Annotated in this window: 18 protein-coding genes; 12 read left to right on the plus strand and 6 right to left on the minus strand. The window is 67.1% G+C overall.

Features of this window, described 5'->3' with window-relative positions; genetic code table 11:
* The first annotated feature begins 48 nt into the window (after positions 1-48).
* From AB0J87_RS50255 to AB0J87_RS50305, 11 genes are all read left to right on the plus strand, one after another.
* Positions 49-567 (plus strand): winged helix-turn-helix domain-containing protein, encoded by a 519-nt coding sequence (locus AB0J87_RS50255; RefSeq protein ID WP_363979595.1) that lies wholly within the window; start codon positions 49-51, stop codon positions 565-567.
* Complete coding sequence (locus AB0J87_RS50260; RefSeq protein WP_363979597.1) at positions 492-1097, plus strand: transposase; 606 nt, start codon at positions 492-494, stop codon at positions 1095-1097. The genes AB0J87_RS50255 and AB0J87_RS50260 overlap by 76 nt, the downstream gene beginning before the upstream one ends.
* Positions 1098-1630: 533 nt before the next feature.
* Positions 1631-2569 carry an N-acetylneuraminate synthase family protein gene (locus tag AB0J87_RS50265; protein WP_363979600.1) on the plus strand — a complete coding sequence of 313 codons (939 nt, stop codon included), beginning with the start codon at positions 1631-1633 and terminating at the stop codon, positions 2567-2569.
* A 60-nt stretch (positions 2570-2629) separates the two neighbouring features.
* Entirely contained in the window at positions 2630-3718 is a 1089-nt protein-coding gene (locus AB0J87_RS50270) for an aminotransferase class I/II-fold pyridoxal phosphate-dependent enzyme (RefSeq protein WP_363979603.1), read from the plus strand.
* Complete coding sequence (locus AB0J87_RS50275; protein ID WP_363979606.1) at positions 3705-4874, plus strand: radical SAM/SPASM domain-containing protein; 1170 nt, start codon at positions 3705-3707, stop codon at positions 4872-4874. The genes AB0J87_RS50270 and AB0J87_RS50275 overlap by 14 nt, the downstream gene beginning before the upstream one ends.
* Positions 4850-5635 carry a hypothetical protein gene (locus tag AB0J87_RS50280; RefSeq protein WP_363979608.1) on the plus strand — a complete coding sequence of 262 codons (786 nt, stop codon included), beginning with the start codon at positions 4850-4852 and terminating at the stop codon, positions 5633-5635. The genes AB0J87_RS50275 and AB0J87_RS50280 overlap by 25 nt, the downstream gene beginning before the upstream one ends.
* Positions 5632-6459: an SDR family oxidoreductase gene (locus AB0J87_RS50285; protein WP_363979611.1), complete on the plus strand. Its 828-nt coding sequence runs from the start codon at positions 5632-5634 to the stop codon at positions 6457-6459. The genes AB0J87_RS50280 and AB0J87_RS50285 overlap by 4 nt, the downstream gene beginning before the upstream one ends.
* Positions 6453-7142 (plus strand): HAD family phosphatase, encoded by a 690-nt coding sequence (locus AB0J87_RS50290; RefSeq protein WP_363979614.1) that lies wholly within the window; start codon positions 6453-6455, stop codon positions 7140-7142. Before AB0J87_RS50285 ends, AB0J87_RS50290 begins: the two co-directional genes overlap by 7 nt.
* On the plus strand, positions 7139-7798 hold the full coding sequence (locus AB0J87_RS50295) for an SIS domain-containing protein (RefSeq protein WP_363979617.1): 660 nt from the start codon (positions 7139-7141) through the stop codon (positions 7796-7798). The genes AB0J87_RS50290 and AB0J87_RS50295 overlap by 4 nt, the downstream gene beginning before the upstream one ends.
* On the plus strand, positions 7795-9330 hold the full coding sequence (locus AB0J87_RS50300; RefSeq protein ID WP_363979620.1) for a TIM barrel protein: 1536 nt from the start codon (positions 7795-7797) through the stop codon (positions 9328-9330). The genes AB0J87_RS50295 and AB0J87_RS50300 overlap by 4 nt, the downstream gene beginning before the upstream one ends.
* Positions 9327-10991, plus strand: a complete 1665-nt coding sequence (locus tag AB0J87_RS50305) for a thiamine pyrophosphate-binding protein (RefSeq protein WP_363979623.1) — start codon at positions 9327-9329, stop codon at positions 10989-10991. The genes AB0J87_RS50300 and AB0J87_RS50305 overlap by 4 nt, the downstream gene beginning before the upstream one ends.
* 246 nt (positions 10992-11237) lie before the next feature.
* Here the strand turns inward: AB0J87_RS50305 and AB0J87_RS50310 are convergent, their stop codons facing one another.
* From AB0J87_RS50310 to AB0J87_RS50335, 6 genes are all read right to left on the minus strand, one after another.
* Positions 11238-11426, minus strand: coding sequence for a hypothetical protein (locus AB0J87_RS50310; RefSeq protein WP_363979626.1), 189 nt, complete (start codon positions 11424-11426; stop codon positions 11238-11240).
* Positions 11427-11599: 173 nt separating this feature from the next.
* Entirely contained in the window at positions 11600-12643 is a 1044-nt protein-coding gene (locus AB0J87_RS50315) for a tyrosine-type recombinase/integrase (protein ID WP_363979629.1), read from the minus strand.
* Positions 12640-13596 (minus strand): tyrosine-type recombinase/integrase, encoded by a 957-nt coding sequence (locus AB0J87_RS50320; protein ID WP_363979632.1) that lies wholly within the window; start codon positions 13594-13596, stop codon positions 12640-12642. The genes AB0J87_RS50315 and AB0J87_RS50320 overlap by 4 nt, the downstream gene beginning before the upstream one ends.
* Complete coding sequence (locus AB0J87_RS50325) at positions 13589-13855, minus strand: tyrosine-type recombinase/integrase (protein WP_363979831.1); 267 nt, start codon at positions 13853-13855, stop codon at positions 13589-13591. The genes AB0J87_RS50320 and AB0J87_RS50325 overlap by 8 nt, the downstream gene beginning before the upstream one ends.
* Positions 13762-14859, minus strand: coding sequence for a tyrosine-type recombinase/integrase (locus AB0J87_RS50330; protein ID WP_363979635.1), 1098 nt, complete (start codon positions 14857-14859; stop codon positions 13762-13764). The genes AB0J87_RS50325 and AB0J87_RS50330 overlap by 94 nt, the downstream gene beginning before the upstream one ends.
* A gap of 173 nt (positions 14860-15032) precedes the next feature.
* Complete coding sequence (locus tag AB0J87_RS50335) at positions 15033-15311, minus strand: tyrosine-type recombinase/integrase (RefSeq protein ID WP_363979834.1); 279 nt, start codon at positions 15309-15311, stop codon at positions 15033-15035.
* 438 nt (positions 15312-15749) lie between these two features.
* On the opposite strand from AB0J87_RS50335, the gene AB0J87_RS50340 reads away from it, so the two are divergent.
* Complete coding sequence (locus AB0J87_RS50340; protein ID WP_363979638.1) at positions 15750-16841, plus strand: integrase core domain-containing protein; 1092 nt, start codon at positions 15750-15752, stop codon at positions 16839-16841.
* Positions 16842-16856: the final 15 nt, after the last annotated feature.

Raw genomic sequence — 16856 nt, forward strand, 5'->3', positions numbered from 1 at the left:
TCCAGGTGGCAGCCTGGAAGTATGAGGTACTCCGACAGAAGCGGAGGATTGTCCGCACCGGAACGGGACCGGCGCGAGGCGGTGCGGTTCCAGGCCGCGGACATGTTCGCCGGAAAGATCACACCGCCGCGGGTCGCCCGGTTGCTGGGCATCACCCGCAAATCCGCCTACGAGTGGCACGCGCTGTGGAAACGAGGCGGCAAGAGCGCGCTGACCTCCAAGGGCGCCGCCGGGACCGGCTGTAGGCTCACCGATGCGCAACTGGAGCGGCTGGAGGCCCTGCTGGGCGAGGGCGCCGTCGTGCACGGCTGGGACGACCAGCGCTGGACGGCCGCCCGCGTCGCCGTACTGATCGCCGACAGGTTCCACCTGTCCCACACCCCGCGCGGGGTGGCCTACCTGCTGAAGCGGCTCGGCTGGTCGTTCCAGGTGCCGGCGCATCGTGCGGCCCGGCGCGACGAGGCGCAGATCGCCACCTGGATCAAGCGGGTGTGGCCGGCGATAAAAGCACCCGGGCGGCCTGGGGCTCGTGGCTCGTCTTCGCCGACGAGTCCGGCCAGGGCCTGAGGCCGCCCAGGGGCAAAACGTGGGCGCCCCAGGGCCGCACCCCGGTCCTGATGGTGTCGGCTGGCGGATCCGGCCGGACCTCGATCGCCGCGCTGATCTGCGCCAAGCCCGGGATGCGGACCCGGCTGATCTACCGCACGCTCACCTACCACCGGCGCAAACACGAGCCCAGGGGATTCGGCGTCGAGCAGTTCACGGCCCTGCTGCAGGCCGCGCACGCCCAACTCGGCGGGCCGATCTCGCTGGTCTGGGACAGCCTGCCCGAACACATCAGCGCCGAGATGCGCCAATGGATCGACGCCCATGCCGACTGGCTGCTGGTCTACCGGCTGCCCGCGTACGCGCCTGAGTTGAACCCGGTTGAAGGCGTCTGGTCCAACCTGCGCGCCAAGGTCCTCAACTTCGCCGTCGGCGGCATCGACCAGCTCACCATCCTGATCAAGAACCGGCTCAAACCCCTGCAGTACCGGCCCGACCTGCTGAACGGTTTCATCGTCAAGACCGGACTCGCGATCTCCGATCCGGCGTAACCCCCGGCTTTCTTGCTCAGTAGATTGCGCCTGCCGAAAATTCCATCCATGCAGTTCAAGCGGCATGCGCGTACTCGTGGAGGATTCCTCCGAGTCGGTCTCGTCGGCGTATGTTCAGGTTGGCGATTCGCTCGGGATCTGTGACGGATCCGGCATGGCGCGCAGCCGAGCCCGTTGGGCGAGGGCGTGATGGGCTCGATGCTGGTTGTAGAACCGTTCGTACTCGCACTTCGGCTGTTTCTCGCTGAACAGTACGGTTCGCTGCCCGGCCGCATAATGCCCGTACCAGCCGATGGCGCATAGGGCATCCCGCTGTCATTTGGCGCAGAAAATGAGATCCAACGCTGGGACCGCACCTGTGCTCCCTTCGCGAACCGATCCCAGAATTTCTCCGTACGGCCAAGCCCTGATGGTTTATGCCATAGCGGGATGCTGATGTCAAGCCTTGAAAGGGGTTTCGGAACCGGTCTAGGGTCAATGAACGATGATCATTCGGTCCGGGCCGTATCCGGCCTGGATCGCTCAGGCGACACATGGGAGAGCATGTCGGCGGAAGCGTGGTCATCGCGGGTACCAGGCACCACGATGACTACTCGGGGACATTGATGGACGTTCGCCACACCTATTTCATCGCCGAGATCGGCATCAACCATAACGGCAGCATCGACACGGCCCAGGAGCTAATCCGAGCCGCCGCCGCGGCTGGCTGCGACGCAGTGAAGTTTCAGAGGCGGGACCTGACTAGAGTTTATTCGCCAGAGGAACTGGCCCGTCCCCGTGAGTCCGTCTTCGGTGCCACCAACGGCGACCTCAAGCGGGGACTGGAGTTCGACACAGACGGATACCGCCGACTGTTCGAGGCGAGCCGCGAGGCGGGCGTCGATTGCTTCGCGTCGGTCTGGGACGAGGCGTCCGTGGAATTCATGGCCCAGTTCAAGCCCCCTTACATGAAGGTTCCAAGTCCGCTGCTTGGGCATCATGGCCTCCTGCGAGCCTGTCGCGCCGCTGGCGTTCCTGTCCTCATGTCGACCGGCGGGGCGGACATGGAAGATGTGGCGGCCGCTGTGCGTACGCTCGGCGACGTCGCGGGCGTCATGCACTGTGTGAGCGCATATCCGTGTCCTGACCACCATAGCAACGTGCGCCAGATGCTCACGCTGCGCTCCGAGCTCGGCGTCCCGGTCGGCTACTCCTCGCACGAGACCGGACCGTACGCCGTCTTCGCCGCCACTGCGTTGGGCGCCGAGTTCCTGGAGCGGCACATCACGTTGGACCGGACGATGTGGGGCTCCGACCAGAGTGTGTCCACCGAGCCCGAGGAGCTCGCGGCAATGGTGGCGGGGGTCCGCGCGATCGAGCGGTCCCTGGGATCGTCCGATGTCCGACGGCTCCCGATCGAAGAGCCCGCACTGGTCAAGCTTAGGCGGACAAGCGACTACCCGGTGGCCAATCCGGCGAGCTCGGCGCGGTAGGCCGCGCAACAGTCGACGAGAAGGACGACACAACCCAACTTACGGAATACGAGGTTGCTTATGATCAAACCGCGTAGAGCGGTGGCCGAAACCGTTCGGACGGCGATGCCCGATGCGAGCCGCCGACAATATCTCAAGCTCGATCGCAATGAACTGGTCCCGCCGGTGGCCAACTCGGTCTTCCAGGCGGTCATCGACCAGTTGGAGCCCGACTCCTTCAGCGCCTACCCTGCGGTCCAGCCGCTGTACGAGGATCTCGCGGCAGCGCTGGGCGTCGCTCCCAACCAGCTCCTACTGGGCGCTGGATCGGACTGGCTCGTCCGTGCGTGCTTTGACACATTTGTCGAGGAAGGCGACGAGGTCGTGATCCCGGTGCCCACCTACGGAATGTATCCCGTGTACGCCGGACTACGCGGGGGTGAGCTGACCCCGCTGGAGCACCTCGACGGTTTCGGCGTGCCGGTGGCGGGCATTCGGAAGTCTCTTCAGCGCAACCCCAAACTCCTCGCGTTGGCGAACCCCAACGGGGCGCTCGGTTGTTACCTGCCGTGGAACGAGCTGCACGAGCTCGTGGTCGAGGCGGCCAAGCACGACACGCTGGTCGTCGTCGACGAAGCGTACGTCGAGTACACCGGGGACGAGTCCACTGCGCGGCTCGCGGCCCACAATAACCTCATCCTCATCCGGACCTTCTCCAAGGCCTGCGGGCTCGCTGGATTGCGGCTGGGCTACGCGGTCGGGCCGGTCGAGCTAATGGACTGGATGCGTCGCACTCGTCCGAATGTCGAGGTCAATGAGGTCGCTGTTGTCGCGGGCCGGTATCTGCTGCGGCATCCGGAGGTGGTGCGCCATCAGGTCGCGCTCGGGCAGGCTGGCAAGCAGCTGCTGGTCCGGGAGCTGACCGCGCTGGGCTGTGAGGTATATCCCGGTGCCGCCAACTTCGTCCAGGTGCAGTTCGGCTGGGCACGCGAAGGGATTCTCAAGCTCCTGCGATCAGCCGACATCCTGGTCAAGGACCAGGCGGGTGCGGGGATCCTGGACGGCTGGACCAGGATCACCGTCGGCTCCCCCGAACAGATGCAGCGCGTCGTGGCGATCGCCAAACAAGGGATGGGAATCGATGAGCGTTCACCGGATGGAAGAGCCTGACACCGATTTCTTCGAGAACCAGCGGCTTGCTGCGGACGACACGTCCAGCGCCGCGGTCGCTAGCCTGGAGCGCCAGGCGAGCTTGGCCCTCAGCGGCGCCGCCGAGGCAGACCGTGCCGACCTTCAGGAGATCGTCCGGTACCTGCGAAGCGGTGTTGCGCACAACTCCGAGGGACGTGACCTCGGAGTGGCCAAGTCGTCGTTCAGCACCACCGAACTCCGGGTCGCGGCACGGCTAGAACCCGAGCGCCGCGTGCCGTACTTACTGTACCGGTACCGCTTCAACGCGTACCCCCGGAAGCGACACCTGGCCCGAATGCCGATCATGCTCGCGGTGGAGCCCACGAGCGTCTGCAACATCAAGTGCGTGATGTGCTTCCAAGAGGATCCCGCGCTATCCCGCACCCGCTCGATGCAGGGGTTCATGGACCTAGCCCTGTACGAGCGCATTATCTCCGAGGCTGCGGACAAGGGCGTGGGCGGCATCGTCCTGGCAAGCCGCGGCGAGCCGCTGCTGCACAAGCAGATCGTCCAGTTTGTCCGCATCGCCAAGGATGCCGGAATCATCGACGTAAAGCTCAACACCAACGCGACTCGGCTCACCGAGCAAATGTCCCGAGACCTGCTCGCTAGCGGTCTGGACACCCTGGTCTTTTCCGTCGACTCCGCAGTCAAGGAGCAGTTCGAGCAGATTCGAGTCGGCGCGAAGTTCGACCGCATCGTAGACAACATCGAGCGCTTCCACGCCATCCGGGCCGCCGAGTTCCCGGACGCGCCTACTCGAACCCGCATCTCGATGGTGCTGTTGGATCGAAAGCAGGACACCGAGACGGCGGTCGAGTTCTGGCGCGGCATGGTCGACGAGTTCGCGGTCCGGTGGGCTATCCCCCGACTGAACATCTACGACCAGGGCGTCCACGAGGGGCAGCGGCCATGCTCGCTGCTGTGGGAGCGGCTCTACATCTGGTGGGACGGCGTGGTGAACACCTGTGACGAGGACTATCTCAGCAAGCTGCAGATCGGGAAGCTCGCAGTCGAGAATGGTCCTACCATCGAGGAGCTCTGGTCTGGCGAGGCGATGCGGCGGTACCGGGCGACCCACGCCGCGTCCCGCAAGGCCAGCCTGCTGCCGTGCGCCAGCTGTCCGGGGTTCTGATGGAGAGCGCGACGGACGACGGCGCCGCAGCCGCGTACAGGGCAGCGGGGATTGTCCTCGACTTGGATCGCGGCCTCGACGGCCGAGCCTGGTCCCTGTACGCCCTCGGCAGCATAGGTTACGGCAACTACCTGGCCGGTTGGAGCGATATCGACCTCGACGTGGTCATCACATCGCCACGCACGGAGACGCGCGAGGATCTGGTGCGGCTGGGAGAACAGCTTTCCGAGGCGGCGCACACGGCAGGCCACCCAGACATCGACGTCAAGTGCTTCCATATCGACGAGCTCGGTGGGGCGCCGGTTCCGACCCTCTATGGTGTGGCCAACCGCCAGGTCATGTTTCTGGACTCAGCGGTACACCTGCACGGCCTGGATATCCGCGATCGGATACCGCGTCCAACACACAACGTGCTGCGTGCCGAGGCGCACCGCATCGCGACGGCCTTGGCGGAGATGGACCTCCAGTGGTGGGACACCCGTCCTCTTGACGACCTAGCCGCGCTCCTGGCGCTGCCGGCCAGACTCCTGTACACGGCGCGAACCGGTGAGGTCGTCGACAAGAAGCGCGCTCTGGAGTGTCTGCTCAACGAAGACGCCAAGGGCCTTCCTGCTGACTCCTGGGCCTGGTGCTCCTGGGCACTCGCTTGCCGGTTCAGCCCGGCAGTCCGGCGGCTGCCCGAACAGCACGGGGGGCAGGCCCGCGCGGCGGCACGGGCGGCACTGAAGTGGGTGGCCGCGCACCCGGAGGTGGCGGCGTGACCGGTGGCGCGGCGTCGCTGAAGGACAAACTGATCCTCCTGACCGGTGGCGCTGGCTTCCTGGCCGGCTCGTGGTCGCGGGCTCTGCTCGAGAGCGGCGCTCAGCTCATCCTTGCCGATATTCGGGGCGACGCGCTCGACACCCGGGTGCGCGAACTGCGGGACAGCGGCCTCGACGCGGTCCACGCCGTCCATGCGGATCTGACCGACCCCGCGGCGGTCGGGGAGCTGGCGCGGCGAGTCCACCAAGACTGGGGGCCATTGAACGTTCTGATCAACAACGCGGCTCGCAATCCGGCAATCGGTCCCCACGGGAACATAGACGGCGCGAACCGGCTGGAAACGACACCCTACGAGGTCTTCCAAGCTGATCTCGCTGCGTGTGTCGGCGCAGCGTTCCTGATGTCCCAGGCGTTCGGCCCCGACATGGCTCTGCGTGGCGGCGGCCACATCGTCAACGTCTGCTCCGACCTCGCGGTGATCGCCCCGGACCAGCGGCTATACGCGGTGGTCGGCCGGGACGCTGACCAGCAGCCAACCAAACCGGCTGCCTACTCGGTCGCCAAGTCGGGACTCATTGGTCTGACCCGTTACCTGGCCACCTACTGGCCCGCCGGGGCGATCCGGTCCAACGCACTGGTGCTGGGTGGTGTCCACAATGGCCAGAGCGAGGAGTTCCTGGGCCGTGTCCGAACCCGGATTCCCCTCGACCGCATGGCCGAGCATGACGAGTACGACGGAGCGCTGGTGTTTCTGTGCTCTGACTCATCCTCGTACATGAACGGTAGCTGCTTCGTCCTCGATGGCGGGAGGACCGCGTGGTGACCCGTACCGGATCCGCCATCGTCTTCGACTGGGATGGCACGCTGATCGACAGCGCCCCGCTGACCAGCGCGATCTGGCGCGAACAGCTAGACCGATACGGAGCCCATGTGACGAACGCGGACGTCGAAGCGCTCTTCGGCATGGGCTGGCCCCAGGCATACCGGTGGCTTGCAGAACGCCACGAGCTTCCCCCGCAGGAGATGGTGGCAGCGGACCTGCGCCGCGGAAGGAACTCGCAACGGCACCGGCTGGCACTTTTCACTGACACCGTCGAATGCCTGGCCGAGCTGCGCTGCCACGGCGTCTCGCTTGGGTTGGCTACCAACAGCGACGCCAAGCGCCTGCAGGCCGACCTCGATGCGATGGGCCTGCCGTTCGACTGGTTCGGCGCGGTGGCCTGCCCAGACGCACGGCTGCGCGCCAAACCCGCACCGGACTTGTACCTCGACGTGGCCGACCAGCTGGAATGCGTGCCCGCCCGATCGATCGCGATAGAAGACACCGGAATCGGTGCGCGAGCGGCGGCGGACGCCGGCTATCGCGTACTGCATCTGGTTCGAGGGCGGCCAGACACCGGACCCCTTCCCTCGAAGTACCCCACCATCAGCGGCCTTCGGGCCCGCGACATTCTCGCCCGCCTCGACCAGACGCGGCTGCGGCTGCAGAACGGAGGAATGAGTTGACACAGCGTTCGCTCATTGGCGAATACGCGAAAATCGAGCCGCTCGAGGATTCATCTCCTTCGCCGACATTCTGGCGGGCGGCGGCGCTGCGGAAGGCGGTGGACGACGCCGAAGCGCAGGAGAGTGAGATCGACAGGACGGCTGTCGCTATCGCGCGCCGGCTCCGGAGCCGGGGCATCGTGTTGACCGCCGGAAACGGCGGCTCGGCGGCCCAGGCCCAGCACTTCGCAGCCGAGCTCGTCGGCCGCCTGTCATCGGGCCGCGAGCGGGGTCCGCTGGCCGCGCGGGCGCTCGCGGCCGATGTGGCGACCCTCACCGCGCTCGCCAACGACTACGGATACGCGCAGGTATTTAGCCGCCAGCTGCGCGCCGTGGCCCGGCCGGACGACGTCCTCGTGCTGTTCTCGACGAGCGGGCGCTCCGAGAATCTGCTACGTGCCGCCGAGACCGCTCGAGGGCTGGGGGTCTACACTGTCGCCCTACTCGGTGCGGGCCCCTCGCCGCTAGCCGAGTGTGACGCCTCGTTCCGGACGGGCGCCACCGATCCGGGCACCGTCCAAGAGTTCCACCTCCTCCTTGTGCATGCTCTGACGGAGGCGATTGAGGAAGAGTTAGCATCCGGCACGGATATCAAGCCAATCCGGGGAGAACGGTGACCGTAGTCGCTGTCATCCCGGCTCGCGGCGGGTCCAAGGGGCTCCCGCGCAAGAACCTCCGCCTGCTCGCAGGCGTCCCGCTGATCGTCCACGCGGTGCGGCAAGCCAAGGCGGCCCGGTCCGTGGACCGTGTCATCGTCACCACGGACGACGAGGAGATAGCCTCGGTGGCCCGCGAGGTCGGGGCTGAGGTGCCGTTCATCAGGCCCGCCAAGTTCGCCACCGACACGGCTACTGACCTGGACGTGTTCCGCCATCTCCTCGGCTACCTGCGCGACCATGAGGGCGTCCTCCCGGACATCCTGGTGCAGGTCCGGACCACGTCGCCGGTGCGCAGGCCAGCGGTCATCGACCTCGCCATCGCGAAGCTCCGCGCCTGCCCGGAAGCCGATTCGGTGCGTTCGGTGTCCCTGGCTAAGGAGACCCCTTACAAAATGTGGTACGTGGGGGCGGATGGGGCCGCCGCCCCAGTGATACGCGAACACGCCCTCCGGGACTGGTACGACCAGCCCCGCCAGACGCTTCCAGACGTCTTCGTCCAGGACGGCATGGTGGACGTCCTGCGTCCTACCACGGTGCTCGACAAGGACAGCATGGCAGGTGATGTTGTGCTGGGCCTGCTGCATCCCGAGGTTGCGGTGGACATAGACGACCTGTCGGCGCTGCTGCGGGCCGAGGAGGCGCTGTCGCGCGCGTCGCGGGGCGATCCGTCGCCGCCGATCGGGATCTTACAAGGAAGGCTCACTCCGTCGTGGAACGGCGAACTGCAATGCCATCCGAGGGATAAGTGGGCCCAGGAGTTCGACAGCGCCGCGTCCATAGGCCTGGACCACATCGAGCTGCTCCTGGAACGGGACCCTGATCCGGACAATCCGTTACTGTCTCCCGCCGGTCGAGCGGCGTTGCGCAGGGAGTCGGAACGCACAGGGGTGGCGACGTCCACAGCGTCGATCGACTTCGTCCTCGACCACGACCTCGCCGAGTCCGCCACGGTCGAGTACCTGTGCAGCCTGGCTCCCGCGCTGTCCGAGGTCGGCTGCTCCATCGCCGTCCTACCCATGTTCGAGGCCAGCGCTGGCATCGGCATCGACCCGACCGGGTATGTCCGACAGCTGCGACGGGTCGCCGATGTCTACCGGCGCCACGGCGTCCGGGTCTGCGTGGAGTCGCTGTTGCCCGCCGACAAGGTGTACGAGCTGCTGGGCCGGGTGGCGCACGACAACGTAGGGATCTGCTACGACGTCGGCAACGCTACCGCCGCAGGCTACGACACCGTCGCCGAGGCCCGCCTACTGGGGCCGGCGATCCAGCACGTCCACGTCAAGGACAAGACCCAGAACGGAGCCAACGTCCGTCTTGGGACGGGAGTGGCCGCGATCGCCGACACCCTCGCCGAACTTGTAGGCCAAGGGTGCCGGTGCGCGTTCACTTTGGAGACTCCGCGAGGTGACGATCCGATCGCGGCGGCAGCCCGCCAGACCGCCTTCACCCGGAGTTCCTTCGGACGCATACGAGAGGAAACCTACTCATGAGCCCATCGAACACAGCCACGACGGGTGCTTCGGGAAACGGTGCGGAGGGCGCGGCGGCCGTGCTCCAGGCCTGGGGTGTGCGCCAGGTCTTCGGAGTGCCAGGCGGGCACAACCTCCCGTTGTTCGCGGCCATTGAGGCCGAGGGCATCGAAGCCGTCGGCGCACGCCACGAGCAGGGCGCCGGGTTCCTCGCCGAGGCATTCGCGAAGCTCGCTGGCTGCTGCGGCGTGGTGGTGACGACCGCCGGGCCCGGCATCACCAACACACTGACTCCGCTGGCACAGGCGAACGCCGAGTCAGTCCCGCTGTGCGTGCTGGCGCTCGACAACTATGCTGAGACCCTCTCCGAGCCGGATGGTACCTTCCATGCCATCTCGGACCTGCGATCGGCCTCTGAGCCCTTCGCTCACTGGGCCGGTACAGCGCAAACCCCTGATGAAGTCGCCCCCCTTGTGGACCGTGCACTGCGCTTGGCGGCGAGCACCTCGCGCCCGGCGATCGTGCAGCTTCCAAGCGACATGCTGACGAAGCCCACGCAGAACGTGGCGGCGTTGCCTGCTCCGGGAGAATCAGCACCGGCGCCGGGCGAGGAGCACCTCGACGCCTTGGCGAGTCTGCTCCGCGAGGCAGACAGGCCGATCCTGTTCACCGGAGCGGGGGCCGTCAGGTCGGGCGCGCAGGCCGAAGTCCTCGAACTGGCGCAGACGCTGGGCGCTCCCGTGGTCACCACCGTCCAGGGCCGAGGCATCATTCCAGAGGATCACGAGCTGGCCCTCGGCCCGGTGTGGGACCGTTTCGGGCCGCGTGACGAGATTGCGTGCGCCGCCGACCTCGTCGTGTGCCTGGGAACCAGCCTCGCGCCATTGGCGACCCGCAATGGTGGCCTTCCCTTGGGGCGGATGGTGCACGTCGACATTGACCCCTCGCGGCCGGGCCGGCTCTACAAGCCCGAGCTCGCAATCCGCGGCGATGTGAAGGACGTGCTCAGGCGCCTACTCGACCGGCGTTCCGCCGGGCTCGGAGCCACGGCCGAGCGTGGCAGCTTCGTGAAGGAATCGTTGGAACATGTCACGCGGTGGCACGCCAGCTTCCGATCCGGTGCACCGCTGATCGCGGACCTGCTGGATGGCATCCGCGAGGGATCACCGCGTGAGACCGCTTTCGTGAGCGACATGACCGTAGTCGGCTATTGGGCGCAGCGATTCCTGCCTGTGTACGCAAGCGGCGGACTCATTTCGCCATACTACTTTGGGACTCTCGGCTACGGGGTCCCGGCCGCAGTCGGAGCGAAGGTGGCGGTGGGCGACGCGCCAGTGGTCGCGCTGTGCGGTGACGCGGGGTTCCTCATGAACTCCCAGGAGATGGCGACCTCGAACCTGCACGACTTGCCGGTCCACGTCGTGCTGTTCAACGACAACGGTTATGGCGCGGTTCACGCGGACGTGCGCCGCAACCGCCTTCCGGAGCTGTCGGTCGCCCGAATCACCAATCCCTCGTTCGAGCTTCTGGCTCAGGCATACGGTTGGCGATACCAGAAGACTGAAGCAGACCGCGCGCAGATCGCGGAGGCGTTGGGTTCGTCGATCGGTGAGGGAGCCTCTTCGATCACGGAGGTAATCGTCCCGTCGAGCCTTGCCATGCCCTACGAGATCGCCTGGTGACATGACCTGGCAGCGCCAGGAATCCGTGGATGTCCGAGAGTATCTGTGCCTGCCGATAATGTCATCCGCACAGGTCATGGCCTTGCAGGGCTTGGTATCGCGTGCGCAAGCTCAGGACACGCGGGAGGGGAACTGAGTGCGGCAGGATGATCGGCCGTAAGCATTCACGCCCAGCGCATTCCAGCGTTGCATGATCGCGGTGTGTGATCGTTGAGGGACGTGCGTGGTTGCGCGCAGTGGCGGGATTCAGGCCGGTATCGGGGCCGGTGGCAACCAGGCACGGCCGAGCAAGGCGTCGCGGATGGCGGCCATCACGTCGGTGCCGTGCTTGGCAGCGGTGGACAGGTAGCCCCGGACGGCATATCGGTGGGCGGTGGCCGGTTCGCGGTGGCCGAGATAGGTGGACAACGCGGGGAGCTTGGCGGGAACGTCCACCCCGGCGCGATACCAGCTGAGCAGGGTGCGGACCGCGAAAGTGTGCCTTTTATGAGGAATTCCTCATAAAAGGCATTAGGCGGACGGCTGGGTTATGCGCCCTGCCGTGGTGTTTCCGCTGGCAGGAGCGGCGGGGCTCGTGTTGTAGTCCGCATAATCCTCCTGGGCTGGCGTCAGTGCCCCAGCGAGTCGAGCCAGCCGAGCAGGGACGAGTCCAGGGTCCAGTCCGGCAGGGCGTCCGGGGTGAGTGGTTCGTAGGCGTTCTCAATCGCTTTGCGTTTGGCCTCGGCGTCTGCACGGGCGTAGATCTCGGTGGTGGAGACATCGGCGTGGCCGAGCAGGTCGCGGATGTAGATCAGGTTGACGCCGGCCTGGACCAGGTGCATGGCCCGGCTCCGCCGGAGCGTGTGAGGCGTGACCGGCAGGCCGGGAGCCCAGCCGGGGTCGCGGGCCCGGACGGCGCGCACGTGGCGGGCCAGCAGCTTGGCCATCCCGGACCGGGTCAGCCTGGAGTGGTTCGGCCCGGCGAACAGTGGGTCGGCGTCGGCGCCGACGCCGGGATGCCGGTCGCGGTGGTCGAGGTAGCCAGCGACGAGCCGGGCGGTCGGGTCCATCACGGGCACGTACCGGATCTTGGAGCCCTTCCCGTGGATCACCACGGTCATCGGGCTGCCGCGGCGGATGTCGGCGACGTCGAGGTCGCAGAGTTCCTGGACGCGGGCGGCGGTGTCGTAGGCCAGGGCGAGCAGGACGGTGTCCCTGACGGCGCGTGCGCTTGCCATGCCGGGTTCGGCGAGCAGGGTCTTGACCTGGTCGCCGGTCAGGTGGTCTAGCTGCGGGGCCGGGGTCTTTTTCTGCCGGATCGCGAGGACCTGGGTGACCTGGTCGAGGCGGTCGGGCTGCTCGACGGCGGTGTAGCGGCAGAACGACTTGATCACCGCCAGTCGCTGGTTGCGGGTGGCGGGCGAGCAGCCGCGCTCGGTCTCCAGCCAGTCCAGGAACCGCAGGATGCGGGGCCGGTCGATGTCGGCCAGGCGCAGCTTGTCCGGCGGTATGCGCTCAGCGTCCCTGAACCAGGTGAGCAGCAGTTTCATCGCGTCCCGGTAGGAGGAGATGGTCTTCGGCGAGGCTGCGCGTTCCCCGGCCAGGTGGCTGGTGAAGAACTTCGACAGCCAGCGGCCGGCAAGCTCCGGCGGCGGCGCGGGCCGCGGGTTCACGGCTGGTCCCCGGGCGGCTCGGGGATGACGTAGCCGAACCGGACCTGGGCCCTGGCCATCACCTCGGGGTAGGCGTCCGCGGTCAGCCGCAGGTAGTACTGGGTGCCGCGGAGATCGGCGTGGCCCAGGTAGCACGCCAGGTAGGGCAGCATCACGGCCAGGTCCGCGCCTTGCTCGGCCCAGCGCCGCAGGTTGGCGACGGCGAATCCGTGGCGCAGCGAGTGCGGGTGAGGGCCGCCTGTGAAGTGGGGGATGCCGGCGTCGGCCAGGTAGCCGCGGAACCGCAGGTAGACGGTCGACTGGTTGACCGGCCTGCCGGGCGCGATGCTGTAGAACACATAGTCGCTGGTTTCGGGGGCGGGGTGCGCGGCGGCGATGTAGCCCTCCAGGGTCGCGGTGAGCCGGGCGGTGACCGGCACGGTCCGGCTCTCGCCGTTCTTGGAGTCGCGGATGCGCAGCGTCCCGCTGCGGATGTCCGCATCGGCCAGGGTCAGGCTGAGCGCCTCGGAAATTCTCAGCCCGGCGCCGTAGAGCACCCTGAACAGGACCGGGTCGACCATGGCCTTGTTCGAGAAGCTGGACATGGGCTGGGAATCGATCGCGGTGAACAGGCGGCGCACCTCGTCGTCGGTGAACACGTACGGGGGCTGGTGGCGGACGCGGACCTGAGCTGCCACGGCCGGGGTCCAGGCATCCCAGCCGGCTGCCCGGGCGTACTCGGCCAGCTGGCGCAGCGCCAGCTCGTTGCGCCGGATGGTGGAGGCCCGCAGGTGACGGCCGTAAAGGAACCCGTCGACCGCTTCCCGGGTGATGGACCCGTCCGGGTAGCCTTCCCGCCGGCAGTGGCTGGCGAACTGGCGCAGCACCCGTTCCTGGACTGTGAACCTGTATCCGCCGGCGTGACGCGAAGCGGCCAGCTCGGCGACCAGGCCCGGCAGCGTCGTATCAGGCACCGGGCTCACCCGCCCCCGCCTGGCCGAGGACGTCTTCGACGTCCAGCGCGCAGCATCGCAGCCGTTCGACGTCAAAGCGCAGGTAGTAGGCCTGGGTCGTGTCGCTTGAGGCATGTCCGAGCACGGCCGATATCATCGGCATCGGCATCGGCGCGCCGTTGCCGATCATGGCCACGGCCAGCGCGCCGCGCAGGGAATGCATCCCGCACGCCCGGCCGGGCGGGAACTCGATCCCCGCGCGGGCAGCGTAGCGCGACAGCCGGCAGGCGACCGAGGAGGAGCAGCCGAACGCGTCGAAGGGATGGCGGTGCTTGATGAACACCTTCGCGCAGGTGGTTCGGGGCGGCCGTGCCGGACGTAGTCGATGACCGCCCAGCCGACGTCGTCCAGCAGTGGCAGGCTCAACGGCCGACCCGTCTTGTGCTGGATGATCGTGAGGGTCTTCGCCCGCCAGTCCAGGTCGCCGAGCTCGAGCTGCCGCAGGTCGGAGATCCGCAGGCCGAGCCGCGCGGTCAGCAGGATCATCGCGTAGTCGCGCTTGCCGGCGGCGGACTGGCGGTCGATCACGGCCAGCAGCCGCCGGATCTCCTCAGCGGTCCACAGGTGCGGCTCGGACTCGTGACGCAGGTGCCGGTGCGGCGGAAGCCGGTCGGCCAGGCCCTGCGGTGCCCGGCCCGCGGCGGCCAGGAAGGCCAGGAAGTCCGCCAGGGACGACCTCATGCCCGCGATGGTCTTGCGGCGCAGCCCGCGCTGGCGCAGCAGGAAACCCGACACATCCCGCACTCCGAGGGCAGCCAGACCGACGCCCGTCTCGTCCAGGTAGCCCAGGAACCGGCTGGCCGCCTTGTCCTTGGCGGCCACGGTGGCCTCGGCGTTGCCGCGAGCGCGGCACGAGGCAACGTAGTCGTCCCCCAGCAGCCGGAACCGGGCAGGACAGCCGTCCTTCGCCGGGATCACCGGCCGGTCGATGACGACCGCCCGGCCTGCCAGCGCGTCCGCCACCAGAACCACCGGCCGGCGAACCGCCTTGACATCCCTGTCCGCCACCGGCTCCCGCAACGCCCCCAGCCTGGTCCCGGTCTGCCCGGCGATGAAATCCACGCACACCTGGTCGCTCGCCGTGCTCAGGCCGCGTCCAGCCAGGAAGGCCGCGAACCGGTCCAGCACAGCCTGGTAGCGCCGGATCGTGCCCTCGGACCTCCCAGCCTCGCGCAACGCCGTCACGACGCCGCCCACGGCGACCCTTACATCCGCCTCTCCCATGAAAATCACCCCTGTTCGGTGAAGGAATGAACACAAGGTGATTCTTCGCCGATGCGATCAATGCACCCTGCGGCGCTGACGCCAGCCCAGGAGGATTATGCGGACTACAACACGAGCCCCGCCGCTCCTGCCAGCGGAAACACCACGGCAGGGCGCATAAGCCAGCCGTCCGCCTAATGCCGCAGGTCGTGCAGCCGGGGTGGAGATGGCGCCTCGGCTCCGACGCCGGTTCCGATGATGAGCTGCCGGAAGGTTGGGCAGACCACCGCGTAGATCAGACGCTTTTGCGTGCGGGAGACGAAGAAGCTCGGGTCGCAGGGATGCGGCTGAAGGTCGTCGCGGAGTTCGGCATAACGGGCCAGGGCCTGCAGGGTGCTGGGATCCATCGGGACCAGGCGGGATTTCCCGAACTTCGACTCGCGGATCAGCAGTACACCCTCGTGCCAGTCGATGTCGGACCAGCCGGGCCACCAGCTCCCGGTCCGAGTCCTTAGGCTGCTTGTCCTCGGGCTGCGTACGCGCCACCGCGGCGTCCTCCAGGTCGATCTCCGTCGATGCCTGGATCACAGTACTCATCAGGTGCGTTCTCCTTGATCAGGAGTTACACCGAAAACCGGGCTCTGTCGCAGATTCGGTGGTGACCGAACGTACCGTAGCGTCACGCTGAGCCGTGCTTGGTGTAGACGATCTTGTGCGCATGGTGTTTTCGGGGTTATCACCGCTGGTCGTGGAGGACGTGGAGGACGTGGCGGACGAGGGCGAGCAGATTCGGGTACGGGCGAGGTGCGGGTGCCGAATATTCATCCGTGCAGGTCAAAGGCATGGTGGACGACCCTTCCGTTCGGGTGAGCTCTCGAGCGGTGCGCCAAATAGCGGCATGATGATCAGTCGTGCTGCTGCGCTTGGCCTACCTCACGGTGACGACCGTCTTCGCGCTCCTGCGGCCGCTGTCCACCAGCGATCGCGACAAGGACATCGAGATCTTGGTGCTACGCCACCAACTGACGGTGCTGCAACGGCAAGTGAACAAGCCCGCCTTCACACGGGAGGACCGGTTCCTCCTCGCGGGGCTGCTCCATCGTCTGCAGACGGGCACGCTGCGCCGCCTCACGTTGCTGGTCCGCCCTGACACGATCCTGCGCTGGCATCGAGATCTGCTGCGGCGCCGGCACGCCGCAGCAAGCGCTCACCGGCGGCCAGGGCGCCCGCGCACCGTCCGATCCATCCGCGTCCTGGTGCTGCGACCGGCCCGGGAGAACTCCTCGTGGGGCTACCGGCGTATCCACGGCGAGCTGGCCGCGCTCGGCATCAAGGTCGCGGCTTCAACGGTGTGGGAGATCCTCAAAGCCCACGGCATCGATCCGTCTCCGGAACGGGAGCACACCGCCTGGTCCGATTTCTTACGCAGTCAGGCCAACGCGCTGCTGGCCTGTGACTTCTTCGAGGTCCGCACGCTGATGGGGGCGCGGCTGTACGTCTTGGCGGTCATCGAGCACGCCACCCGCCGGGTGCGGATCCTCGGTGTCACCCCTCACCCCACCGGGCAGTGGGGCATCCAGCTCGGCCGTAACCTCGTCATGGACCTGCAGGATGCGGGCAGTTCAGCAAAGTTCCTCGTACGTGACCGAGACGCCAAGTTCACCGCGGCCTTCGACGCCGTGCTTGCCGGCGCCGGCGTACGCATCATCAAGAGCGGCGTACGTATGCCGCGGATGAATTCCATCATGGAGCGATGGATCCAGACCTGTCGGCGTGAGCTGCTGGACCGAACCTTGATCTGGAACGAGCGCCACCTTCTCTATGCGCTGCGCGAGTTCGAGACCTTCTACAACGAACACCGGCCCCACCGGGCCCTCCGCCAGGCTGCCCCGCTTCGACCGCTCTCCGATGCCGACATCGACTTGGCGTCGATCACCTTGCTCGACGTCCGCCGACGTGATCGGCTCGGGGGTGTCCTGAAGGAATACCGATACGTGGCTTGACCTGGCCGGATGATT

The sequence above is a fragment of the Nonomuraea sp. NPDC049625 genome (assembly GCF_040675285.1).
In the GTDB taxonomy this organism is placed as follows: Bacteria; Actinomycetota; Actinomycetes; order Streptosporangiales; family Streptosporangiaceae; genus Nonomuraea; species Nonomuraea angiospora_A.

Bases quoted from the DNA above. Each gene is read 5' to 3' on its own strand.
- AB0J87_RS50265 (WP_363979600.1), top strand. From the start codon at position 1,631: ATGGGAGAGCATGTCGGCGGAAGCGTGGTCATCGCGGGTACCAGGCAC.
- AB0J87_RS50270 (WP_363979603.1), top strand. From the start codon at position 2,630: ATGATCAAACCGCGTAGAGCGGTGGCCGAAACCGTTCGGACGGCGATG.
- AB0J87_RS50330 (WP_363979635.1), bottom strand. From the start codon at position 14,859: ATGGGAGAGGCGGATGTAAGGGTCGCCGTGGGCGGCGTCGTGACGGCG.
- AB0J87_RS50305 (WP_363979623.1), top strand. From the start codon at position 9,327: ATGAGCCCATCGAACACAGCCACGACGGGTGCTTCGGGAAACGGTGCG.
- AB0J87_RS50275 (WP_363979606.1), top strand. From the start codon at position 3,705: ATGGAAGAGCCTGACACCGATTTCTTCGAGAACCAGCGGCTTGCTGCG.